This window comes from Marinitenerispora sediminis (genome assembly GCF_003336425.1).
In the GTDB taxonomy this organism is placed as follows: Bacteria; Actinomycetota; Actinomycetes; order Streptosporangiales; family Streptosporangiaceae; genus Marinitenerispora; species Marinitenerispora sediminis.
Genome location: NZ_QEIO01000043.1, coordinates 1 through 23,735, shown reverse-complemented (window position 1 = coordinate 23,735; position 23,735 = coordinate 1). Strand labels below are relative to the sequence as shown.

The window sequence follows — 23,735 nt, the reverse complement described above, 5'->3', positions numbered from 1 at the left end:
GTCGTTCGGTCCGGTCCACTCGGTCGCGCCGGCCAGCGGCCGGACGGTGTCAGCGCATGGCGGGGCCGCTCCTCGCCACGATCGTCCCGGCCTCCCCCGCCAGGCCGGCCGCCATCCGGTCCAGCGCGGTGATGACGGCGCGTTCGCCGCCCCCGGCCACGAACCTCAGCGCCGCCTCGACCTTCGGCCCCATACTGCCCCGGCCGAAGTGGCCGGCCGCGTGGTACGCGCCGAGTTCGGCCGCGTCCACCCGGCCGAGCGGCCGCGCCTCGGGGGTGCCGAACCCGACGACGGCGTTGGGGACGTCGGTGGCGATGAGCAGCGTGTCGGCCCGCACCACGCGGGCGAGCAGCACGGACGTGCGGTCCTTGTCCAGTACGGCCTCGACGCCGCGCAGCGCCCCGGCCGCGTCCCGGACGACGGGGATCCCGCCGCCCCCGGCGGCGATGGTCGTCACCCCGGCCGCGACGAGCGTACCGATGGCCGCGGCGTCCAGGATCTCCCGGGGCTGCGGCGAGGGCACGACGCGCCGCCAGCCGCGCTCGCCCTGGTCCACCCAGTTCTGCCCGAGGGCGATGAACCGGGCGGCCTGGTCGGCGTCGAGGTAGCGGCCGACCGGCTTGCTGGGCGCGGCGAACGCCGGATCGCCGGGGTCGACCAGCGTGCGGGTCACCACCGCCGCCACCGGGCGGGCCACTCCGCGCCGGCGCAGCGCCGCCTCCAGCGCGCCGGCCATGGTGAACCCGATGGTGCCCTGCGTCTGGGCCCCGCACCAGTCCAGGGGCACCGGCGGAACGACGTGCGCGGCCAGCTCGTTCTTGACCAGCAGGTTGCCGACCTGCGGGCCGTTGCCATGCGTGAGCACGACCTCGGTGCCGCCGGCGACCAGGTCCGCCACGTGCTCCATGGCGGTTTCGATCGCGGCGCGCTGGTCCTCCGGCCGGGCGCTGCCGTCGGGGGCGGCCATGGCGTTGCCGCCCAGCGCGACGAGGACGCGGCGCGTCTCGGGCATGCGCCCCTCCTCTCGTCCCAGGCCGGGGGGACGCGGTGGCCGCCGCCGGGCGGGTGAGCACGGGCGGACGGTGCCGACTGTAGAGAACGGCGCCGCACACCTCCTGGGCGACAGTTGCCCAACGCCCGGCGGGTTCTCACCGCTTCTTGCCGAACAGGCGGGGCGGGCGCGCCCAGCCCCGGTGGACCGGCCGGCCGCCGGAGGCACCGGCCGCACCGGGTCAGCGCAGCACCGGGTCAGCGCAGCACCGGGTCGAGGTCGCGCACCTCCCGGCGGACGCACTCGCGCAGGGCGGTGCCCGGGCGGCGCAGCAGGCCGCGCAGGGTGCGGCCGTTGCCGGGCAGTCCGTAGACGTCGTAGTAGTCGAACATCGCCGACAGGCCGTCGACCATGTGCTCGGCCAGGCCGGCGGCCCGCACGTCGCGGCGCCAGTCGTCCAGGGGCACGGCCACGGGGCGGACCGGGCGGTCGAGCGCCTCGGTGAGGGCGCCGGCGGCGTGGCGCACCGAGACGTTGGCCGGCCCCACGAGTTCGTACACCGCGAACGAGTGGTCGTCGTCGCCGCCCCGGTCCTCCACCGCGGCGAGGCCGCCGGCGGCCGCGGTCCCCCGCCGGGCCGGGCCCGGTTCGGTGACGCAGCGCACCGCGACCGCCGCGACGTCCCACAGGTCGACCATGCCGAACCGCACGTCGATGGAGTAGGGGACGGCCAGCCGGCCGGTGTCCCGGACGGCGGCGACCTGCTGGAGCAAGTTCTGCATGTAGGGCCCCGGCTGCAGCACGGTGACGCCCAGGCCGGAGCGGAACAGCGCCTCCTCGACCCTGAGCTTGGCGCGGTGGTGCGGCATCGCCTCGGCCTGCGGGCGCAGCACGGAGTGGTACACCACCCGCCACACCCCGGCGGCGCGCGCCGCCGAGATCAGGGTCTCGCCGATCTCCACCTCGTCCGGGCTCATGTTGGGGGCGATGTGGTACACGGCGCTGGCGCCGTCGGCCGCCTCCTTGAGCACCGCGCGGTCGCGCATGTCGCCGACCACCACCTCGCCGGCGCCGTGTGAGCGCGCCACCCGCACCTGTCCGGGCCGGTGCACCAGCGCGCGGGTCGGCACCCCCGAGTGCCGCAGCGCGCTGATGACCGCGCGCCCGGTCTTGCCCGCGGCGCCCGTCACCAGGACACGTGCTTCCGTCACAGTCGATCCACCTCCGCGTGTGCCGCGCCCCCGGACAGCGTCGCGTAGCCGGGGCCCCGGTCGAAGAAGGGGCGGTCGGCGGGGCGCTCGGCTCGCAGACGGGCGCGCTGCCGTTCGGTGGCGGCGGGATCATGCCGGGGGGCGTCGGTCGGGCCGTTGATCACCACACCGTAATCCGAAAACGCGGCTGCCCGGGACACTTTGCCGCAACGCACGTCGCGGACCACGGCCTCGACGTCGCGGTCCAGCGGGTCTCCCCAGCCGCCGCCTCCGGTGGTGCGGATGCGGATCACCTCGCCGGCGCGCACCGGCTCGCCGTCCACCAGTCCCGCCATCTCGCGCTCGTTCGGACCGCCGGGGTCGATGGTGACCTGGAACGGCCGGCCGGCCCGGCCGCCCCTCACGCCCCAGCAGGCGAGGATGGAGCGGTCGGCGACGGACATGAAGCGGGCGTCGCGCAGCATGCGGATGTGCTTCTCGTAGCCGAGGCCGCCGCGGTGCAGGCCCGGTCCGCCCGAGTCGACCGCCAGCCCGAGCCGCTCCACGAGGAACGGGAACCGCGACTCGGTGAACTCAGTGGGCAGGTTGCGGGAGTCCGGCACGATGTGGACGGTGTCCTCGCCGTCCGCGTGCGGCCGGCCGCCCGACCCGCCGCCGAGCACCTCGCGCATCAGGTACGGGACGCCGGCGGCGTCCGTGCCGTGCACGCCCGTGTAGCGGATGGTCTCCTGGTCGGCGGGCATCCGGCCGTCCACGGCCTTGGCGAGCACCCCGGCCAGCACCCCGAGCAGCCGCAGGATGACGAAGGTGCGGGCGTTGGTGGGAGCCGGGAACACGGGGGTGAGCAGCGTGCCCTTGGGGGGGAACCGCATCTCGATCAGCGGCACCACGCCCTCGTTGACGTCGAGCTCCGCCATCCGCTCCGGGGTGTCGGCGGGGTTGCGCAGGACGGGGGCGAGCCATTTCTTCAGGAAGTTGCCGTCGGCGTAGTCGCCGCAGTGGTTGATCGGCCCGCGGGCCTGCGGCGAGGTCCCGGTGAAGTCGATGACGATCCGGTCCGGGGGCTTCGTGAGGGTGATGCGCTGGGTGTGCAGCCGGGGCGGGTCGACCCCGTCGTGCTCGGCGTAGTCCTCCCACACGTAGCTGCCGTCCGGGATCTTGGCCAGGATCTCGCGCCGGTAGGTCTCGGTCGTCTTGTCGAGGATCGCGTCGAAGCACGCCTCGACGGTCGCGCGGCCGTAGCGCCGGAACAGGTCCGCCAGCCGCCGGGCGCCCATGAGGCAGGCGGAGCACTCGGCGTCGAGGTCGGCCGCCAGCGACTCCGGCATGCGCGAGTTGCGCGTCATGATGCGCAGCGCCGCCCGGTTGGGCACGCCCTGGTCCCACAGCCGGATCGGCGGCACCATCAGCCCCTCCTCGAAGACGGAGGTGGCGCCGGAGGGCATCGACCCGGGGCAGGCCCCGCCGATGTCGTCGTGGTGGCCGAACGCCTGCACGAACGCCACCACCCGCGGCCCGCGGCCGTCCCCGTCGTCGTGGAACACCGGGACGGTGACGCACAGGTCGGGCAGGTGGCCGATACCGCCCTCCGACTCGTAGACGTCGTTGTGGAAGAACACGTCGCCGGGCCGCATGGTCTCCAGCGGGAAGTCGCGCGCGACCGGGTGCACCAGCGCGGAGTAGGAGCGGCCGGTGAGCTTGCGCAGCCGCCGGTCGTGGATGCCCGCCCGGAAGTCGTGGGCGTCGCGGATCATGGGCGAGCGGGAGGTGCGGGCGATGGCGGTCTCGACCTCGCGCTCCACCGAGGCGAGGGTCCCTTCCACGATCTCCAGCACGACGGGGCCGGCGTCGCGGACGCTGCTCGGGACGGGTGCGGTGCTCATGGGCGGCTCTCCTGGCCGGTCGGGGCTGCGGGCCGGTCCCCGGGCGCGACGAGCACGTTGCCGAACCGGTCGACCACCGCGGTGAAGCCCGGGTGGATCGGGATGGTGGAGCCGAACTCCTCGATGACGGCGGGGCCGGGGACGCGGTCGCCCGGGGCGAGGTGCGGCCGCAGGTAGACGGGGGTGTCGATGCCGGTGGCGTCCGCGCCGGCGCCCGCTCCGAAGTACACTCGGCGGGTCCCGGTCCGCGCGCGGGACGGATCACCGTCGCCGGGCGGTTCGCGGACGGGTTCGGGGCGCCGGATCGGCCCCACTCCGGACACCCGCAGGTTCACCCACTCGACGTGCTGGGCCGGGTCGTCGCGGAAGTCGTAGCCGTACATGCCGCGGTGCGCGTCGTGGAAGGCGGCCGCGACGCGCTCGGTGAGCGCCCGGTCGACCGGGCCGTCCGGCAGCGGCACGCGCACCTCGTAGGCCTGGCCGGCGTAGCGGAGGTCCGCACTGCGGTCGTGGCGCTGCACCGCCCGGTCGAAGCCCTCCGCGTCGAGGGCGCGGGCGGCCTGGCCGGTCAGCTCGGCGTAGATCGCGGCGACCCGGTCCAGGTCGAGGTCGGCGTGCGGGCTGACGGCCGTGCGCACGTAGTCGTTGCGCACGTCCACGGTGAGCAGGCCGAACGCCGAGACGTTGCCGGGGTCGCGGGGCACGATGACCCCGGCGAGCCCCAGGATGTCGATGAGCCGGCAGAGCAGCAGCGCCCCCGAGCCCCCGAACGCCGCCATGTGGAAGTCGCGCACGTCCAGCCCGCGCTGGACGGTGACCTGCCGGAGCGCGTTCGCCTGGTTCCAGGCCGAGATCTCCAGGATGCCGGCCGCCGCCTGCTCGACGCCGAGGCCGAGCTGGCCGCCGATCTTGGCGATCCCCTCGCGCGCCGCCGCGGCGTCCAGCGGGATCCGGCCGCCGAGCAGGTGCGGCGGGATGCGGCCGAGCACGAGGTGGGCGTCGGTGACGGTGGGCTCCGTCCCGCCGGTCCCGTAGCAGAGGGGGCCGGGGTCGGCTCCGGCGGAGCGCGGCCCGACCTTGAGGGTGTTCTCGGGTGAGATCCAGGCGACCGAGCCGCCGCCCGCGCCGACGGTCACGATGTCGATCATCGGGATCTTGGAGGGGAAGCGCCCGATGCTGCCCTCGGTGGTGAGCCCCGGCTCGCCGCCGAGCACCACCGAGACGTCGGTCGAGGTGCCGCCGCCGTCGAGGGTCAGCACCCGGTCGAAGCCCGCGCGCCGGGCGATCAGCGCGGCGCCGAGCGCGCCGGCCGCCGGACCGGACAGCACGGTGCTGATCGGCTGGTGCACGACCTCCTCGGCGGAGAGGACGCCGCCGTTGGACTTCATGATGTGGAACGGCACCCGGCGGCCGTCGCCGGCGAGCCGGGCGGCGTCGAGGCGGGTCCGGATGCCGGCGACGTAGCGGGCGACGCGGGGCTTGACGGCGGCGTCGACCAGCGTGGTCATGGAGCGCTCGTACTCGCGGTACTCGCGCAGCACGTCGGAGCTGATGGACACGGTCGCGGCCGGGTGCTCGGCGAGCAGGATGTCGCGCACCCTGCGCTCGTGGCGGGGGTCGGCGTAGGAGTGCAGCAGGCACACGCCGATGGTGTCGATCCCGCGGTCGCGGAACCACCGTGCCGCCTCGGCCGCCTGCTCCTCGTCCAGCGGCCGGATCTCCGCCCCGGTGTGGTCGAGCCGCCCGCCGACGGTGCGCACGAGGTCGACCGGGACGATGCGGTCCGGTTTCACCCAGAAGTAGGAGTTGCCGTATCCGTCGGGTACGGACTGGCGGGCGATCTCCAGGACGAACTCGTACCCCTCGGTCGTGATGAACCCGAGCCGGTCGATCCGGTCCTCCAGCAGCTGGTTGGTGGCCACGGTGGTGCCGTGCGCGACGGCGGTGACCTCGGCGCCGCCGCCGAGCCGTTCCAGGATCCGGGTGATCGCCGTCATGAACCCCTCGGCCGGATCGGCGGGCGTGGACGGCGTCTTGGTGGCGACCGTCTCCCCGGTCGCCTCGTCCACCGCGACGGCGTCGGTGAACGTCCCACCGGTGTCGATCCCGATCCGGACCCGCCGTCGTCCCGTCATCAGCCCGGCTCCCTACCCGCGACGCGTGGTGTGACTGCTAGGGATTCAACTTCGGCGGCGCCGACGGGGAACCGGCAACATCTGCCAACCGTGCCGGCGAACGCTGGTGATCCTCGAAGACCCCTGGCACGGCGGGTGGCTGCCGGCGCGGCCCGGGCCACCGGACCGCCGTACCCGGCTCAGCCCATCGGGGCGGGCGCCGGCTCCGCCGACCCGTACTGGTAGGCGTCGTCCTCCGGCCAGGTCGCGTCCACGTACTCCAGCCGCGCCAGTGCGGCGACGAGGAGGACCGCCGGCACGAACAGCCAGAACGGGTGCAGCCAGCGCAGCAGCACCGGGACGAGCGTGAGCAGGAGCACGAGGAGCGCCATGGCGGCGGCGAGTACGCCCATCGTCGTGATGCCCTGCAGACCATGGTGGTCCCACGGGCCCTCCGGCCTCGTCAGAACGGCGAGTGCCGCCATGAAGGCCGTGAGCAGGTTCGCGAGGACGAGGAATCCGCCGCTGGCGACCGAGGCGATCCGCGCGGCCCTGCTCCGTCCGGCCCGGGTGGAGCGGACGGAACGGACGGGGCGGACAGGGCGGACAGGGCGGACGGAGCGGCCCTGCGGGGAGATCGGCGGCTGCATGCTGTGCTCCTCCTCGGCGGCGGGCTGCGAGGGGTCCGGACGCCCCTCTCCGGCCACGCGACCAGTGCCCACTATGCCGGACGGCGCCGCCGAGCGGAGCTCTCACCGACCGGGCGCGGTCCGCGCCCGGTCACGGGCGGCCGCCGTCGTCCGCGACGGCCGACGCGCGACGGCGCACCCGCCAGTCGCCGTCGTGGACGACCTCGTATCCGTCCGCCGCACCCAGCGCCGTCAGCACCGCCATCGCCCCGGCCGCCCGCATCGCCGCAGGCGAGGAGTCGACCTCCGTCCCCACCACCCCGGTCACCCGGACCGTCCACGACGACTCCCCCGCCAAGGCCAGCGCCTCCCGGCAGCCCTGTTCCGCACCCGCGAACCAGTCGCCGTAACTCTCCGGCGGGGCGCTGGCGCCCCGGGCCGGATCCACCGCCGTCACCACCCGGCCGCCGCCACCAGCCACCGCCGCGACCCGGACCCGCACCACCGCGAAACCGCAGACGCCGCCGACGAAGCGCCGCAGCCGGTACTCGGCGTCCAGCGGGGCGGTCATGCCGCCGCTCCGGCCGCGGTCACGACCCCGCCCCGCGCAGGTAGGCGAGCACCGCGAGCACCCGCCGGTTGACGTCGTCGTCCGGAGGCAGGTCGAGCTTGGCCAGGATGTTGCCGATGTGCTTTCCCACGGCCGCCTCGCTCACGAACAACCTGCGGGCGATGGCACCGTTGGAGTGGCCCTCGGCGATGAGCGCGAGCACCTCCCGTTCCCGGTCCGAGAGGCGGGACAGCGGATCGCGGCGGCGGCGGAGCAGCTGCCGCACCACCTGCGGGTCGACCACGGTGCCCCCGTCCACGACCTGGCGCAGGGTCGCCGCGAAGTCCGCGACGTCCACCACGCGGTCCTTGAGCAGGTAACCCACCCGCCGCCCGTCGCCCGAGTCGAGCAGCTCCGAGGCGTAGCTCTGCTCGACGTACTGGCTCAGCGCTACCACCGCCAGCTCCGGCCGGTCCCGGCGCAGGGCGACGGCGGCCCGCAGGCCCTCGTCGGTGAAACCGGGCGGCATCCGGATGTCGGTCACCACGAGGTCCGGGCGGTGCTCGGCCGCCGCGGCGAGCAGCGCGTCGTGGTCCCCGACGGCGGCCGCCACCTCGAAGCCGAAGCGCCCGAGCAGTCCGGCCAGCCCCTCCCGCAGCAGGACGCCGTCCTCGGCGAGGACTACGCTGAGGGCGCCTGCGGGCGGGTCTGCGGGTCCTCCGGCGCCGGCGGCGCCACTGGTCGGCTCTCGTCGCACGGAAGCTCCACACGTAGCAGGGTCGGCCCGCCTGTCGGGCTGGACAGCAGCATTCTGCCGCCCGTCACCGCGACGCGGTCCGCGAGGCCGATCAGTCCGCTCCCCTGTCCGGGGTCGGCGCCGCCGCGTCCGTTGTCGGCCACCTCCACGACCAGCAGGCCGCCGCGCAGCTCGGCGGTCACCGCCGCCACCGTGGCACCGCTGTGCTTGGCCACGTTCGTCAGGGCCTCGGCGACCACGAAGTAGGCGGTGCCCTCGACGTGCTCGGGCGGACGCCCCGGCAGGTCGGTGTGCACCGTCACCGGCAGGGCGGCGCGGTCCGCCAGTTCCGGTAGCGCCGCTGCCAGGCCGCGGTCGGTGAGGATCTGCGGCCGGATGCCCCGGATGAGCTCCCGCAGCTCCGCCATGAGCTGCTTCGCCTGGTCGTGCGCGGCGGCGACCGCGGCGGCCGGCGCTCCGTCGGGGAGGTCGAGCCGCGCGAGGCCGAGCTGCATGGTGAGCGCCACCAGCCGCTGCTGGGCGCCGTCGTGCAGGTCCCGCTCGATCCGGCGCCGCTCCGCCTCGAAGGCGTCGACCAGGCGCGCCCGCGAGCGGGTGACCTCCACCAGCTCCGCGCGCAGGTCCTCGGGCCGCGGTCCGCCGAGCAGCAGCCGGGCCAGCGCCCGCTGGCCCTCGGCGAGCAGCGCCAGGGCGTGGGGGAAGACCCCGGCGAGGACAAGCAGCGCGGCGACGGCGTAGGGAGCGGCCTGGCCGGGCGTGTCGATCTCATCGACCGCCAGGGAGATCGGTCCGGAGTCGCCGACCAGCAGGACCGGGGAGTAGGCCGCGATGAGCAGGAGCCCACCGACTCCGAAGATCAGCAGCAGTGCGAGGGGCGCGATGAGCAGGACGAGGAGCAGCAGGTAGCCGAGCGCCCGCCAGGTGGCGCCCTCGGTGTAGCGGGTCCGCAGCCACGCCCACAGCCCCGGCGCGTCCGGGGTCCGGTGGCCGCCGCGCGGCGGATCGCGGTCGACCATGCGGAGCCGGAGCCGCTCCAGCGCCGCCACGGGGAGCGCGAGCAGCGGCCCGCCGGCGGCCAGCGCGAGCGTGCCGCACGCGAGCAGCAGCCCGGCCAGGCCCGGCTGGAAGGGCCCGCGCTCGGCGAGCATCACCAGCAGCAGGACCCAGGGCAGGCCGAGGAGCGCGAGCGGCCCGGCGGTGATCCCGGCGACCGCCAGCGTGGACAGCAGGTAGCCGAGGGACCGCCACGGCCAGGCAGAGACCAGGAAGCGGCCGTGCCGGACCGCCCGGCCCGGCGTGGAGGGGGTGAAGGTGGACACGTCGGTCACGCTATGCCGACGGCGGTGCTCCGGCCAGCGGCCTGTCCACCGTGGGCGGGGTAGGGCTGGGGCTACCCCGGAGCGGTCCGACGGAGGGGCGGCCGGGCACGGCGGTGGGGAACCGGCCGGCCCCGCGCCTCGGGCGCGGCCCCGCGCGCCGTCCGGCCGTGGGCCGGATCCGGGCGCAGGCCTCGCGGTGCTCCCGCGGGTCCGTGTCGTGGACGGCCGCGTGCCCTCCGGCGCCGCGGCCGGCGCAGGCCGTCATCGTCCCCGCCCGCACGCGGCCGGTGCGGTCCGGCGGCCCCCACCACCGCGTCGGCACGCCCGCGGCTCCCCGCGCATCCGGACAAGGTGGAGGGTCGACGACGGCCGCCCGCGCCGGCCGTGTCAGGCCGGACGTTCCCAGCGCCGGCTGCCGGGTCCCGGCCGACTCCGCCGCCCACCACCGGCCAGCCGCACGGCGCCCAGGTGTGGAGCGCGGCAGGGCCGATCGGCGGCCCAACGGCGCCACCGCACTCGGAGAACCGGCGCCGGCCCCGGCGCGGCGGACCGGGCCCGCCGCGGACCGGCGGCAAGCGCCGATGACGTCCCCGGTGAGCGAGGAGGATAGGACCTCCCGGGCTCCGGTGTGGGCCACGCAGGGCACGGCTCCGCCCCGCGCACGATGCTGGGTGGCCGACCCCGACCGGCCGCAGGGCCGCTGAGGGAGCCGTGGCCGTGTTCCCGGACCTGCTCGGACCGCGCGGTGTCACCCCTGGCCGGGCCAGTGGATCGCGGCCGCTGTCGGGACGTTGAAAGCCGGTTCGGGCCGGAGCGTCGTGCCGCGTACACGAGCGAGAGGTCATGGGCCGAACGGATGCCGGCGCTCGACGCCGCGATCCGGCGGGCCCGGCTGGCGGCGCCCCGGTCAGGCGGTCGAGAACCGCGTCGGCCACTGACCAGGGCGCGCCGACAGCGCCCTCCACGGGCTAACCCCTGCTCAGCGCTCCCCGCACCCGGCCGACGACGGTCTCGAACTCGGTACTGAACGGGTGCTCGTGGACCATGTAGGTCCACGTGGTGTGCGGGCGCTTCACGCCGGCCACCGCGACGTCCAGCCGGCCGTCCACCGGCTCCAGCGCCTCGAAGGTCTCGGCGGCGCGGGCACGGGCCTCGTCCAGGAAGCCCTTGAAGGCCGGAACGGCGTCGCGGTGGAACTCGTCCAGCGGGTTGCGGCGGCCGAGGAAGCGCAGGTGGATGCCCTCGCGCAGGTCGGCGAGGAAGGCGTTGTGGTCGGTCCAGCCGCGGTCCAGGTGGTAGAGCGTGATGAGCTTGGCCGCGCGTGCGACCTCCTCCTCACCGACCTCCTCGACCAGGTCGGCGTGGGTCCCGGCGCAGTCCACGGCGAGCTGCCGGTCGCCCAGCCCCTCCGCGAGCACGGCCTGGCGGTGCTCCAGCACCACGCCGCGCTGCACGTCGATGAGCTGGTTGTAGCGCCAGGTGTTGCGGTGCAGCTCCAGCAGCTGACCCTCGGCCACCCGCTGGGCGTGGTTCACGGTGGAGCGCCAGGCGGGGTCGGTGATCTCACCGTCGGCCGTGACGTCGGCGCCGCGCGCCTCGGGGGCGTTGGCCGCGATCAGGTCGTCCTCGACGCTGACGAAGAAGATCGAGCTGCCGGGGTCGCCCTGGCGGCCGGCCCGGCCGCGCAGCTGGTCGTCCAGCCGGCTGCTCGGATAGCGGCCGTACCCCATGACGTAGAGCCCGCCGGTCTCCACGACGCGCTCGCGGTCGGCCATGTCGCTGCCGCCGAGCCGGATGTCGGTGCCGCGCCCGGCCATCTGGGTGGACACGGTGATGGCGCCGTAGGTGCCCGCCTCGGCGATCACGGCGGCCTCGTCGGCGTCGTTCTTGGCGTTGAGGACGACGCACTCCAGGCCGGCGTCGGCGAGCCGCTTGGCGAGCCGCTCGGACTCGGCGACGTCCTGGGTACCGATGAGGATCGGCCGGCCCGTGGCGTGCACGGTCGCGACCTCCTCGATCAGCGCGTCCTCCTTGTCCTCCGGCGTGGCGTACAGCCGGTCGGCCTCGTCGACCCGGACGCACGGCTTGTTCGGCGGGACGACGGCGACCTCGAGCTCGTAGAACTCGCGCAGCTGCTCGGCGACCGCCATGGCGGTACCGGTCATGCCGCAGCGGGTGGGGTAGCGCAGCACGAGCGCCTGCACGGTGATGGAGTCGAGGATCTCGCCGGTCTCGCTGACCGCGACCTTCTCCTTGGCCTCGACCGCCGCCTGGAGGCCGTCCGGCCAGCGCTGGAGGAGGGCGATGCGGCCGCGCGACTCGTTGATCAGCCGGACCTCGCCGTCGCGCACGACGTAGTGCACGTCGCGCTGCAGCAGGGCGTGCGCGTGCAGCGCGAGGTTGACCCTCGGGAGGACGGAGGTGTCGTCCTCGGAGTAGAGGTCGATGCCGCCGAGCTCGCGTTCGACGAGGTCGATGCCGCTCTCGGTGAGCTGGACGTTGCGGCCCTCGCCGTCGACCTCGTAGTGGATCCTGGGGCGCAGGCTCCGGACGAGCTCGGCCATCTCCAGGTCCGCCTCGGCGGCCTCCGCCGCGCCGGCGAGCACCAGCGGCACACGGGCCTCGTCGACGAGCACGGAGTCGGCCTCGTCGATCAGCGCCACGTCGGGCTCGGGCACCACCCGGTCGGCGACGTCGGTCACCAGGCGGTCGCGCAGCACGTCGAAGCCGAGCTCGCTGACCGAGGCGTAGGTGATGTCGGCGCTGTAGGCGACGGAGCGCTCCTCGCGGGTGGACTCCTGGCCGATCCAGGCCACGGCCACGCCGAGGAGGTCGTAGAGGGGGCGCATCCACTCGGCGTCGCGCCGCGCGAGGTAGTCGTTGACGCTGAGCACGTGCACCCGCCGACCGCGCAGCGCGAACCCGGCGGCGGCGAGCGCGCCGGCGAGGGTCTTGCCCTCGCCGGTGGCCATCTCCGCCACGTGGCCGTCCAGCAGCGCCATGACGCCGACGAGCTGCACGTCGAACGGGCGCTCGCCGAGCGCCCGCCGCGCGGCCTCCCGGCCGACCGCGCACAGTTCGGCGAGGTCGGCGCGGTCGTAGGGGCCCTCGGCGTTGCCGAGCTCGGCCGCCCGCTCGGTGAGCTCGGCGTCGCTCAGCTCACGCAGCGCCGGCTCCCGCTCGTCGATCGCCTTCAGCAGCTTCGTATAGGGCCGCACGTCCACCGAGCCGGGTTTCCCGAGGACTCGGCGGACACTCTCGGCCATTCGTCCGAACACCACGCCAGGGTAACGCCGGCCGGCCGCCGGCGGTTCCGCCGGACCGTCACGATTCGGGGCACGACGTGCCCCGGGCGCGCGGACCGCCGGGCGCCGGCCGGCCGTCCGCGCAGGCGCGATCCCCTGCGCCGCCGCCCGTACCGGTCCGCGCCGGGCCGCTAGCCGCGGCGGCCGACCTCGGCCAGGTAGGCGTCGGCGGCGGCGGGGTCGAGCAGCCAGGAGGCGAAGTCCTCGGGCGCGGCGAAGCCGTTGCCGAACCGGTGCGCGATCTCGGGGTGCTTCTCCGCCGCCGTCAGCAGCCGCAGGACGTGCGGCTCGGGCGGGCGGAGCATCGCCGTGGTCCACGCGGTGACGTGCCGCGCGACGCCGTCCCAGTACTCCTCGAACACCGCGCGCATGAACGCCTCGTCGAACGGCTGGTCTCCGTGGGCGACGATGGCCCGGCGGTAGATGTCGGCGCACTTGGCGGCGCAGTTGGCGCCCTGCCCGGTGACCGGGTCGTTGGTGACCACGACGTCGGCCATGCCGAGGACGAGACCGCCGCCGGGCAGCCGGCCGACCGGCTCGCGCACGGCGGGGGTGAACCGCCCGGCGAGCACGGCGCGCCCGTCGGTCAGCTCGGCGTCCCGGCAGCGCTCGTACTCCCATGGCGTGTGGCGGCGCATGAGGTCCAGCGAGCGCTCCAGGTGCTCCTGCGCCGACCGGATCCCGTCGAACACGTCGAGCGGGCCGCCGGGGACGGCCTCGATGAGCAGGGTGTCGCACGGCCCACTCGACGTGTAGGACGGCATCACGAAGATCTCGCCGGCGTCAGGGACCAGGTTGCATCGGACGGCCGCCGTGCCCGGGTGCTCCGGGCGCGGGCCCACGCCGTGCACGTAGCTGGCGGCGAGGGAGCGCTGCGGGGTGTGGAACACGGTCCGCGCGGGGTCGAGGTCGAACAGCTCGGCCAGTTCGCCCTTGCCGGCGGCGACGACCACGAGGTCGTAGAGCCGGGTGAACCCCTCCAGGTCGGACACGGTGGCGCCGCTGACGACGATGTGGCCGCCGGCGTCATCGACGTTCTCCAGCCAGTCCGCCATCTTCACCCGCTGGTCGACCGACTGCGCGTAGCGGTCCAGGGGAGCCAGCCAGTCCACGGCACGCGTTCCGGGGGGATCGGCGATCGAGACTCCGAGGCCCTCGATCCTCGGGGCGTCGTCCTCCCACAGGTTGAGACCGAGGTCCCGCTCCAGCTGGAGGGCGGGGTCGAACATGCACTGCGTGGACATGATCCGCCCGGAGCGGATCTCCTCGGGCGTGCGGGCCGAGACGACCGTGACGTCGTAGCCGTCGTCGAGCAGGCCGAGAGCCAGCTGCAGCCCGGACTGGCCGCTGCCGACGATCAGGACTCTTCGCATGACTTGTCCGCTTTCCACTGGCGCAGGGGAACACCGGCGGTGGCAACCGGGGACGGCCGCACGATGGGCGGACCTCCCGGCATGGTCCGTTCCGAAACGGCGGTGCGGCCGACACGACCGGCGGCACCGCGGCCGGGCGCCGCCGGCTCCGGGGCGCCCGATCCCGACGCCCCGAGCGGGCCCACTCGGCGGGCCGGCCGAGGCGGGCCGGGCTGCCGGCCGTCCGTTCTCAGTGCACGAGTTGGCGGCGCTGGCGGGCCTCGACCGCGATGGCGTGCTTGACCAGGCGGATCAGGACCTGCGCCACGGACTCGCGCTGCCGCGCGTCGCACTGCATGACCGGAACCTCGGGGCCGAGGTCGAGCGCGTCGCGCAGTTCGTCCGCCGAGTACTGGTACTCGTCGGCGAACGAGTTCACGGCGATCAGGAACGGCAGCCGGTACTGCTTCTCGAAGTAGTCGATCGCCTGGAAGGAGTCCTCCAGGCGGCGGGTGTCGACGAGGATCACGGCACCGAGCGCACCGCGCACCAGGTCGTCCCACATGAACCAGAAGCGCTGCTGGCCCGGTGTTCCGAACAGGTAGAGGGTGAGGTCGTCGTCAAGCGAAATGCGGCCGAAGTCCATGGCCACGGTCGTGCTCGTCTTGTCCGGGGTCTTGGAAAGGTCGTCGATGCCGGCGCTGGCGGCGGTCACCGCGGCCTCGGTGCGTACGGGGGGAATCTCGGAGACCGCTCCCACGAACGTCGTCTTTCCGACGCCGAATCCGCCGGCGACGATGATCTTGGTGGAGAGCTTCGGGGAGTCGTTCACTGGTCTGTAGTCCTCGCGACACTGGCTCTAACGCACGGCCGCCCGCCTCGGGCGCTGCGCTGTGAAGGGGGTGTGGCCGGAAGATCACTTCTTTACCACCAAGTGAACCTAGCATCGCCGCGATGCGCTCCGTAGCAGCACTGGTCGGAAGCGCGACGCGTCGATGTGACGAACGCCGCACCGCCCCGCCGCACGGGTCACCCGCACCGGCGCCGCCCCGCGAGGACGCCGGCCGCGACGCCCGCCAGCGCCACCACCGCGCCGAAGACCGCCCCGCGGACGAACTCGCCCGCACCGCCGGCCGGGGCCGCGGGCGCCCGGCCCGGGAAGGCATCCGGCCGGCCGGACACCGCGGCCGCGCCCTCGGGGTGCGCGGCCGCACCGGCCTGCGGGCGCGGCTCCGCCGCGGCGGGCGCGCCGCCGGCCAGCTCCGAGCCGAGCCGGTCGAAGAACTCCTGCGCCATGCGCCGGGCGACGCCGACCAGGACGCGCTGCCCGACCCCGCCGACCATGCCGCCCACCACGGCGTCGGCGTCGTAGCCGAGCTCCGTACGGCCGTCGCCGAGGTCGGCGAGCCGCACCGCGACGTCGGCGCGCACCGTGCCTGGCGCCCCGGCGCCCGAGGCGCGCAGCACGAGCCCCGCGGGCGGGTCCAGGTCGGTGAGTTCGACGTCGCCGACGAAGGTGCCCTTGATCGAAGCCACGCCCGCGGTGACGGTGCCGCGGTAGCGGTCCGCGCCGGTGCGCTCCAGCCGCTCGCACCCCGGGATGATGCGGGCCAGCACCTCGGGGTCCAGCAGCGCGGCCCAGACCTTCGCCGGGGGTGCGTTCAGGGTGGCGGTACCGGTCACCTTCATGTGCTCAGCTCTCCTGTCCGGACGGGCGCGGCGCGGGCGCGGCGGGACGCCGGGCGCGCAGGGGCGGGATCTCGCCGGAGGCGAACCTGCGGCGCAGGTGGAACAGCTCCGACGGGGAGATGGGCATCCGGGTGATCGGGAAGCCCTCGGCGTCCTCGACGGCGGCCGCGAGCACCGCCGCGCCCGGGATGACGCCCGCCTCCCCGGCGCCCTTGATGCCCAGGGGGTTGAGCGGGCTGGGGGTCTCCAGGTGGTCGATCTCGACGGCGGGCACCTCGCTCGCGTAGGGCATGAGGAAGTCCATGAAGGAGGCGTTGAGCAGCTGCCCGTCGGAGTCGTAGGCCATGCGCTCGTAGAGCGCGCCGGCGACGCCCTGGGCCACTCCCCCGTGGATCTGCCCCTCGACGATGAGCGGGTTGACGAGCCGGCCGCAGTCGTGCACGACGCAGTACCGCAGGATCCGGATCTCGGCGGTCTCGGGGTCGGTCTCGACGATCGCGGCGTGCATGCCGCTGGCGAACGTGCAGCGCAGCGGCGAGTAGAAGTCGGTGCCCTCCAGCCCGGGGGCGTCGTCGGGGGCGACCGGCGGGCGGTCGAAGTCGGCCGGCCCGCCGAACTGGGTGGCGGCGCGGGACGCCTCGTCGAACGCGTACCGCAGCGGGTTGGCGAGGACGGCGACCGTGCCGAGGTCCATGCCGGAGGCCGGGCTGCCCTTGACCCGCACCCGGCCCCCGACGATCTCCAGGTCGTCGGGGTCGGCCTCCAGGGCGTCGCCGGCGATGCGCAGCGCCTTGTCCCGCAGCCGGCGCGCGGCCAGGGCGACCGCGCTGCCGCTCATCACCGCGCCGCGCGAGGCGTAGGTGCCCACGGAGTAGGGCATCCGGCGGGTGTCGCCGGTGGTGACGGAGATGTCGGATATCGGGACGCCGAGTTCGTCCGCGACGATCTGCGCCAGGATGGTCTGGTGGCCCTGCCCCTGGCTGGTCAGCCCGGTCGCGACCCGCACCCGGCCGCTGGTCTCCACCTGCACGTGCCCGCCCTCGTACGGACCGGGCCCGGTGCCCTCCACGTAGCAGGCCAGCCCGATCCCGATCCGGCGGCCCTCGGCGCGGGCGCGCTCCCGCTGGGCGGGGAAGTCGTCCCAGCCGACGAGGTCGAGGAGGGCGGCGAGCGCGGCCGGGTAGTCGCCGGAGTCGTAGATGAGCGGCCGGCCGTCCTGGAACACCAGCCCCTGGTCGTAGGGCATCTCGTCCGGCTGGATGAGGTTCACCGACCGCACCCGCGCGCGGTCCAGGCCGAGCCGCGCGGCGATGGCGTCCATGGTGCGCTCCATCGCGAAGACGCCCTGCGGGCGGCCGGCGCCGCGGTAGGGCGTCACGATCACCGTGGTCGTGTACAGGCTGTCGAACTCCACCCGGTAGGCCCCGGGCCGGTACGGACCGAGCAGCTGGGTGGAGGTCACGAGCGGGACGATCACCCCGTAGGGCAGGTAGGCGCCGTTGTCGTGCCAGATCCGCACGTCCAGGCCGAGCAGCCGGCCCTCGTCGTCGAAGCCGACCCGCACCCGCTGGAGCTGCTCCCGCTCGTGCGCGGCGGCCACGAAGTGCTCGCGGCGGTCCTCCGTCCACTTCACGTCGTGGCCGAGCAGCCGGGCGGCCCACGGAACCATCACCTCCTCGGGCCAGGGGTGCACGATCTTGACGCCGAAGCCGCCGCCCACGTCGGGGACCACCACCTCGACCTGGCCGAGCTGGAGTTCGAGCTTGGCGGCGACGGCGGCGCGGACGCCGGAGGCGGTCTGGGTGGAGCTGTACATCCGCAGCATCGCGTCGGCGGCGTCCCACCGCGCGTACACGCCGCGCCCCTCCATGGGGGTGCTCGCGGAGCGCTCGATCTCCAGGTCGAGCTCCAGGGTGTGCGGCGCGGCGGCGATCGCGGCCGGGGCGTCGCCGACCTCCTGCAGGAGGCGGGCCGCGACGTTGTCGGACATGCCCGGGTGCACGACGTGGTCGGCCCGGCGGGCCGCCGCCACGCCGACCACCGCGGGCAGCACCTCGTAGTCGACCCGGACGCGTTCCACGATGTCCTCGGCCACGTAGCGGTCGCGCGCCACCACCATGGCCACCGGCTCGCCGACGTGGTGCACGTACTCGGCGGCCAGCGCGTGGGGCGTGCGGCCGTCGCGGATGGCGGGGTGCGGGATAAGCAGCGGCAGCGGCTCGGCCATGGGACCGCGGAGGTCGTCGTGGGTGTAGACCGCGACGAGCCCGTCCACGTCGAGGGCGTCCCCGACGTCGATGTCGAGGATGCGCGCGTGCGCGTGCGGGCTGCGGACGAACGCGGCGGCGTAGGCTCCGGCGCCGAGGTCGTCGAGGTAGCGGCCGCGGCCCGCGACGAGCCGCTCGTCCTCGGTGCGCGGGATCGGCGCGCCGAACATCTTCCCGGTCACGCTCGGCCTCCCTCGGCGGCCGCACCGGCGCCGGGCGGCTCCGCCCCCGGGTGCTCGCGAGCCAGTTCGGCGGCGCGCAGCACCGAGCGGACGATGTTCTGGTAGCCGGTGCAGCGGCACAGGTTGCCGCCGACGGCCTCGCGGGCCTGCTCCTCCGTGGGGTCGGGGTTCTCCTCCAGGAACGCGGCCACGACGGCGAGGAAGCCGGGAGTGCAGAACCCGCACTGCAGCCCGTGGCACTCGCGGAACGCGCGCTGGACCGGGTGCGGGGTGCCGTCGGGGGCGGCCATGCCCTCGACCGTGGTGATCTCGTGCCCCTGCGCGCTGACCGCGAACATCAGGCAGGACCGCACCGGCAGGCCGTCGAGGCGCACGGTGCACGCGCCGCACACCCCGTGCTCGCAGCCGACGTGCGTGCCGGTGAGGCCGAGGTCGTGGCGCAGGCAGTCCGAGAGCAGCCGCCGGGCGGGCACCGTGGCGGTGTGCGGGACGCCGTTCACGTGCAGCCGGATCTCGTGGGTCTGTTCGGTCATCGGCCGCTCCCGGAGCCGGCGGGACGGGGATCGCGGGTCGCGCGGGCGAGGGCGTCCTCGGCGGCGGCGCGCAGCGCGCGGACGGTGAGCACGCCGGCGAGGTGGGCGCGGTACTCGGCGGTGGCGTGGATGTCGTCCTCCGGTTCCAGCCGTCCGACGGCGAGCCGGCCGGCGGCGGCGAGGTCGGCGGTGTCGGGAGTGCGGCCGGCGACCGCGTCGGTGAGGTCGAGGACGGCGGGGGTCGGGGAGACCGACAGGTAGCCGGCGCGGGCGGCGGTGATCCGCAGGTCGGCGTCCAGGGTGACGAGCGCGGCGACCCCGCACAGCGCGTAGTCGCCGTGCCGGCGCGCCACCTCGGTGAACGCGCTGCCGGTGCCGGGCTCCGGCCGCGGGAAGTGGGCGGACACAGCCAGCTCGTCCGGGCGCAGGCAGCTCTCCATGGGGCCGGTGAAGAACTCGGCGGCCGGCACGGTGCGCCGCCCGGCCGCGCCGGCCGCCTCCACGGAGCCGCCGAGCAGCGCGAGCGCGGCCGGCATCTCCGCGGAGGGGTCGGCGTGCGCGATGCTGCCGACGGTGGTCCCGCGGTTGCGGATGACCGGGTGCGCGACCAGCCGCAGCCCCTGGCGGAGCAGCGGGACGGCGGCCGCCGCCTCGGCGTCGGCCTCCAGGCGGGCGTGCCGGACCAGCGCGCCGATCCGCACTCCTCCTGCGTCGACAGTCACGTCGTCCAGCCCGGCGACCCCGTTGATGTCCACGATGTGCTCGGGGGCGGCAAGCCGCATGTTCATCAGCGGGACCAGGCTCTGCCCGCCGGCCAGCACCTTGCCGCGCGCCCCGACCTCGGCCAGCGTGGCGAGCGTCTCGGCGAGCGAGGCGGGGGCGTGGTAGCGGAAGGCCGGTGGTTTCACATGGCTCCTCGTGCTGGCGGGCGGCGGGCCGGCTCGGCCGCTGCCGTGGTCAGGTCGACTGCGGACGCCCCTCCTCCCCCGTGCCCTGGGACCGCTCGGGCGTGCCGGGCTCGGCGCGCCCGACCGGGGTGCCTCCCGGGCCGGCGCCCGCCGCGGGCGGCGGGGTCGCCCGCGGACGCAGCTGCTCGGGCGCGAGCCGGTGCAGGGCGTGGTAGCCGGCGATGACGATGAGCGTGCCCAGCGCGATCCCCTCGATCGCGAAGTCCTCGGTGATCGCCAGCCGTACGCCGCCGATACCCGCGACCAGCCCGGCCGACACCGGGACGAGCACCACCGGATTGGCGAGGTCGACCCGGTTCTCCAGCCAGATCTTCGCCCCCAGCAGCCCGATCATCCCGTAGAGCACGAGGCTGATCCCGCCCAACACGCCCTCGGGCGTCGCGGCGATGAGCGCGCCGAACTTCGGGGAAAACCCGAAGAGGATGGCCACGATCGCGGCCACATAGTAGGCGGCCGTGGAGTAGACCCGGGTGGCGGCCATCACGCCGATGTTCTCCGCGTAGGTCGTGGTGGGCGCGCCGCCGACCGCGCTGGACATCGCGGTCGCCACGCCGTCGGCGAGGATCGCCCGCCCCATGTAGGGGTCGAGGGGTTCGCGGGTCATCTCCTCGACGGCCTTGACGTGGCCGGCGTTCTCCGCGATGAGCGCGATGACCGCCGGCAGCGCGACGAGGATCGCCGACGTGGAGAACTCCGGGGCGTGGAAGGCCGGCAGCCCGATCCACGGCGCCTCGGTCACGGCGGACAGGTCCACCCGGAGCGCGGAGACCGTCGTGCCCGCCTCCGGCCCCGGAACGGACGTCGGCCCGGCGACCGCGTCGAGCACCCAGGACAGCGCGAACCCGAAGGCGAGCCCGAGCAGCACGGCCAGCCGGCCGAGGAAGCCGCGGAGCAGCACGGTCGCCAGGACGACGAACACCATGGTCAGCAGGCCGACCCACTGGTCGTGGGGCCAGTAGTTGTTCGCGACCACGGGCGCCAGGTTGAAGCCGATCAGCATCACCACCGCGCCGGTGACCGCCGGCGGGAACACCCGCACGACCACCTGCGCGCCCACCAGGTGGATGACCAGGCCGCTGGCCGCCAGCACCAGGCCCGCGACCAGGATCGCGCCGGTGACGGTGGCGGTGTCCCCGCCGGAGGCCCGGATGGCCGCCACGGCGCCGACGAAGGACGCACTCGTTCCGAGGTAGCTGGGCACCCGGCCGTTGACGATCAGCAGGAACAGGATCGTGGCGACGCCGGACATCATGATGGCGAGGTTGGGGTCGAGCCCCATGACCACGGGGAACACGAAGGTGGCGCCGAACATCGCCACCACGTGCTGGGCGCCCAGGCCGACGGTCCGCCCCCAGGACAGCCGCTCGTCGGGCCGCACCACCTCGCCGGGCGGCGGAGCGCTGCCGTCCCCGTAGAGCTTCCAGCCCAGCACCGGCTTCATTCGGCCTCCCGAAGATCGCGTGTGGCGCGACTGGGTACTCCCCGGTGGTGGACCCGGCCGGCGGTTGCCGATCGCACGAGAGCGTGACCCGCCTCACAGGATGGGGCACACCTTAAGGAGCGACCGGAGCGCGCTTCACTGGCGACACCTGCCGAACAGGCGCGCACTGGTTGTGCGCTACTGCCGTCTCCGCCATCGCACCAGCGCCCGGACCCACCACCATGCGCGCCGCGCCACCCGACGCGCATGCCCAAGTCCGGCACATCGGTGTGACATCGCCGTCGCGCCGGGGTTACTCATCGATTACCACCCCGCCACCCGGACCGCCCGCGCGCCCGTCCGGGCCCGGAGCAGCGCGTTCGACGGCTGGGCCCGCGCCTTCGGCGGCCTGGGCGCCACGGCGCGTGCGGCGGCCGCGCGCCGCGCGACCACGGCCCCGCCGGGGCCCTCGGCGCGGCCGGGGGCGGCGTTCCCCGGCCGCGTCCACCCCGGCCCCACCGCCCCACCCGCCACCGCTCCCGGGCGGACCACCAGGTGGCCGGACCCGGCCCCGTTGCGGCCATCGCCCTGCACGGCGGCCACCAGGGCACTTACGCTGAAGCGCATGGGACACAGGCACCCCACCAAGCTCGACATCGAGATGCGCCACCCGCGCGCCCGATGGCTGCTGCGCGCCGAGTTGGCGTACTGCCGGGAGTGCACGGACGAGGGCGAACAGGAGGCCCTGGCCGACCTCGACGCCGGCGGCATGTTCGACTCCTTGTGGCAGGAGTGGGTCCGCCAGACCGTCCGCCGCTGCCGCGACAAGCGCCACCCGCCGTCCTACCCGGCGGTCGCCTCGGAGCTCATCACCCCCGACGAGCAGCACTACCTCAACGCAGGAACCCGAGAGTGCCTCACGGTATGCGTGGTCCGCGGGCGCCACGGCAACCGAGTGGAGAGCGAACACGTTCTTGAGACCCTCGCAGACCTCCCCCGAGACGACCGGGCCCGGGTCCTGGACGACATCCTCGACGGGTTGGCGGAGGGGGTGGCGGTTGCTTAGATAGGGGCGGCGATCGCGGTCACCGCCACGCTTGCGAGGTGTCCCGTCAGCGCCGTCCCACACTGGCCACCGAGGGAGGGACCGTGTGACCTGTGGTTGCCACGGACCGGCGGCCGCCATAGCTGGCGATGGTACGGCGTGCGATCACGTTCTGTGAGCGGATCGTTACGCAAATCTCTCGCGCGGACGGAAAACAGGTAAAGAAATGATAACGCGCCACGTCGCCCCAGGTCACAAAGTGCCCGCCCCACGCACGTGGGGGTGACCCGGCGATGACGCAGCGCGGCCTTCTACGTCGCCAGCCCGCCCCACGCACGTGGGGGTGACCCGCGGATGACCTCGGCGTCCTGGGTGTCCGTCTGGCCCGCCCCACGCACGTGGGGGTGACCCGATCGGGAGCAGCACGCTCATGGCGAGGGTCTGGCCCGCCCCACGCACGTGGGGGTGACCCGCGCCGCACCGCCCCGCGCAGCAACGAGCAGCTGCCCGCCCCACGCACGTGGGGGTGACCCGTCCTACGTCTCCTGCAGGGCTTCCTCGATCTGGCCCGCCCCACGCACGTGGGGGTGACCCGTCGCCGGCGTGGCGGGCGAGCATGTGCGCCTCCGCCCGCCCCACGCACGTGGGGGTGACCCGGACACACCGTGGCCGTGACGGCGGAGCTCGCGGCCCGCCCCACGCACGTGGGGGTGACCCGTAGTCGGGGTAGTGGTCGTGGTGGATGTAGCCGCCCGCCCCACGCACGTGGGGGTGACCCGCTTGCTCCCGCGCCCGAATAGGCGGGCGAGTTGCCCGCCCCACGCACGTGGGGGTGACCCGTCGGGCATGGGCGCGCCCGACGCCTTGGCGTCGCCCGCCCCACGCACGTGGGGGTGACCCGGAGCGCTACGACGACGTCGCCGACCCCGTGTAGCCCGCCCCACGCACGTGGGGGTGACCCGGTCTCTCACGTCAGCGCTCCAGTCAGCGTTGGGCCCGCCCCACGCACGTGGGGGTGACCCGGCACGACCCGGCGCGGCTACGCCGCCCGGCAGGCCCGCCCCACGCACGTGGGGGTGACCCGGTCAACTGCTGCAAGTTGTTGCCCGCGTTGTGGCCCGCCCCACGCACGTGGGGGTGACCCGTTGTGCGGGATTTTCATGGGGGGCCTGGGGGAGCCCGCCCCACGCACGTGGGGGTGACCCGGGGCATGTCGCCCGTTCGGGCCCACTCTTGGAGCCCGCCCCACGCACGTGGGGGTGACCCGTCCGCGGCGGCGCGCCTCGTCCTCGGTCATCTGCCCGCCCCACGCACGTGGGGGTGACCCGATCCGGTTGTGGATCACCACTCGGGATCTCGTGCCCGCCCCACGCACGTGGGGGTGACCCGCCGTACCTCAGGGAGACGGCGCCCCTGATCGTGCCCGCCCCACGCACGTGGGGGTGACCCTGCCCCGGCGGTTTCCTGATCGAGGTGCGTGACGCCCGCCCCACGCACGTGGGGGTGACCCTCAGCCACCC

At 74.8% G+C, this 23,735-nt stretch carries 17 protein-coding genes and 1 CRISPR repeat array; of the genes, 1 reads left to right on the top strand and 16 read right to left on the bottom strand.

The window, feature by feature from the left end; all coding sequences use genetic code 11:
* Positions 1 to 49: 49 nt before the first annotated feature.
* From DEF28_RS10725 to DEF28_RS10650, 16 genes are all read right to left on the bottom strand, one after another.
* Positions 50 to 1,012 carry a carbamate kinase gene (locus DEF28_RS10725; protein ID WP_114397587.1) on the bottom strand — a complete coding sequence of 321 codons (963 nt, stop codon included), beginning with the start codon at positions 1,010 to 1,012 and terminating at the stop codon, positions 50 to 52.
* A 236-nt stretch (positions 1,013 to 1,248) separates the two neighbouring features.
* Positions 1,249 to 2,202, bottom strand: a complete 954-nt coding sequence (locus tag DEF28_RS10720; RefSeq protein WP_114397586.1) for an SDR family oxidoreductase — start codon at positions 2,200 to 2,202, stop codon at positions 1,249 to 1,251.
* Positions 2,199 to 4,085 carry a hydantoinase B/oxoprolinase family protein gene (locus DEF28_RS10715; protein WP_114446131.1) on the bottom strand — a complete coding sequence of 629 codons (1,887 nt, stop codon included), beginning with the start codon at positions 4,083 to 4,085 and terminating at the stop codon, positions 2,199 to 2,201. Before DEF28_RS10715 ends, DEF28_RS10720 begins: the two co-directional genes overlap by 4 nt.
* The gene (locus DEF28_RS10710; RefSeq protein ID WP_114397584.1) at positions 4,082 to 6,220 is read right to left on the bottom strand and encodes a hydantoinase/oxoprolinase family protein; all 2,139 of its coding nucleotides are present in this window, start codon (positions 6,218 to 6,220) and stop codon (positions 4,082 to 4,084) included. Before DEF28_RS10710 ends, DEF28_RS10715 begins: the two co-directional genes overlap by 4 nt.
* A 179-nt stretch (positions 6,221 to 6,399) precedes the next feature.
* Positions 6,400 to 6,906, bottom strand: coding sequence for a hypothetical protein (locus DEF28_RS10705; protein ID WP_147280104.1), 507 nt, complete (start codon positions 6,904 to 6,906; stop codon positions 6,400 to 6,402).
* Positions 6,907 to 6,979: 73 nt separating this feature from the next.
* The gene (locus DEF28_RS10700) at positions 6,980 to 7,399 is read right to left on the bottom strand and encodes a hypothetical protein (protein WP_114397582.1); all 420 of its coding nucleotides are present in this window, start codon (positions 7,397 to 7,399) and stop codon (positions 6,980 to 6,982) included.
* A gap of 19 nt (positions 7,400 to 7,418) precedes the next feature.
* Positions 7,419 to 8,039, bottom strand: coding sequence for a response regulator transcription factor (locus tag DEF28_RS10695; RefSeq protein ID WP_233515226.1), 621 nt, complete (start codon positions 8,037 to 8,039; stop codon positions 7,419 to 7,421).
* Between the two features lie 20 nt (positions 8,040 to 8,059).
* Positions 8,060 to 9,454, bottom strand: a complete 1,395-nt coding sequence (locus DEF28_RS10690) for a sensor histidine kinase (RefSeq protein ID WP_114397614.1) — start codon at positions 9,452 to 9,454, stop codon at positions 8,060 to 8,062.
* A 968-nt stretch (positions 9,455 to 10,422) separates the two neighbouring features.
* Positions 10,423 to 12,720, bottom strand: coding sequence for an accessory Sec system translocase SecA2 (gene secA2, locus DEF28_RS10685; RefSeq protein WP_114397580.1), 2,298 nt, complete (start codon positions 12,718 to 12,720; stop codon positions 10,423 to 10,425).
* 170 nt (positions 12,721 to 12,890) lie between these two features.
* Complete coding sequence (locus tag DEF28_RS10680) at positions 12,891 to 14,132, bottom strand: styrene monooxygenase/indole monooxygenase family protein (protein WP_114397579.1); 1,242 nt, start codon at positions 14,130 to 14,132, stop codon at positions 12,891 to 12,893.
* Between the two features lie 229 nt (positions 14,133 to 14,361).
* A complete protein-coding gene (locus DEF28_RS10675) occupies positions 14,362 to 14,943 on the bottom strand; it encodes a GTP-binding protein (RefSeq protein WP_114397578.1) in 582 nt (193 codons plus the stop codon).
* Between the two features lie 197 nt (positions 14,944 to 15,140).
* Complete coding sequence (locus DEF28_RS10670; RefSeq protein WP_114397577.1) at positions 15,141 to 15,800, bottom strand: SRPBCC family protein; 660 nt, start codon at positions 15,798 to 15,800, stop codon at positions 15,141 to 15,143.
* 4 nt (positions 15,801 to 15,804) lie between these two features.
* A complete protein-coding gene (gene cutA / locus DEF28_RS10665; RefSeq protein ID WP_114397576.1) occupies positions 15,805 to 18,249 on the bottom strand; it encodes an aerobic carbon-monoxide dehydrogenase large subunit in 2,445 nt (814 codons plus the stop codon).
* Entirely contained in the window at positions 18,246 to 18,782 is a 537-nt protein-coding gene (locus tag DEF28_RS10660; protein WP_114397575.1) for a (2Fe-2S)-binding protein, read from the bottom strand. Before DEF28_RS10660 ends, cutA begins: the two co-directional genes overlap by 4 nt.
* On the bottom strand, positions 18,779 to 19,690 hold the full coding sequence (locus DEF28_RS10655; RefSeq protein ID WP_114397574.1) for an FAD binding domain-containing protein: 912 nt from the start codon (positions 19,688 to 19,690) through the stop codon (positions 18,779 to 18,781). Before DEF28_RS10655 ends, DEF28_RS10660 begins: the two co-directional genes overlap by 4 nt.
* A 49-nt stretch (positions 19,691 to 19,739) precedes the next feature.
* The gene (locus DEF28_RS10650) at positions 19,740 to 21,191 is read right to left on the bottom strand and encodes a uracil-xanthine permease family protein (protein WP_114397573.1); all 1,452 of its coding nucleotides are present in this window, start codon (positions 21,189 to 21,191) and stop codon (positions 19,740 to 19,742) included.
* Between the two features lie 604 nt (positions 21,192 to 21,795).
* Here DEF28_RS10650 and DEF28_RS10640 point away from each other — a divergent pair.
* On the top strand, positions 21,796 to 22,236 hold the full coding sequence (locus DEF28_RS10640; RefSeq protein ID WP_114400941.1) for a hypothetical protein: 441 nt from the start codon (positions 21,796 to 21,798) through the stop codon (positions 22,234 to 22,236).
* A 240-nt stretch (positions 22,237 to 22,476) separates the two neighbouring features.
* Positions 22,477 to 23,726: direct repeats of the CRISPR family, unit length 29 nt; unit sequence GCCCGCCCCACGCACGTGGGGGTGACCCG.
* Between the last annotated feature and the right edge of the window lie 9 nt (positions 23,727 to 23,735).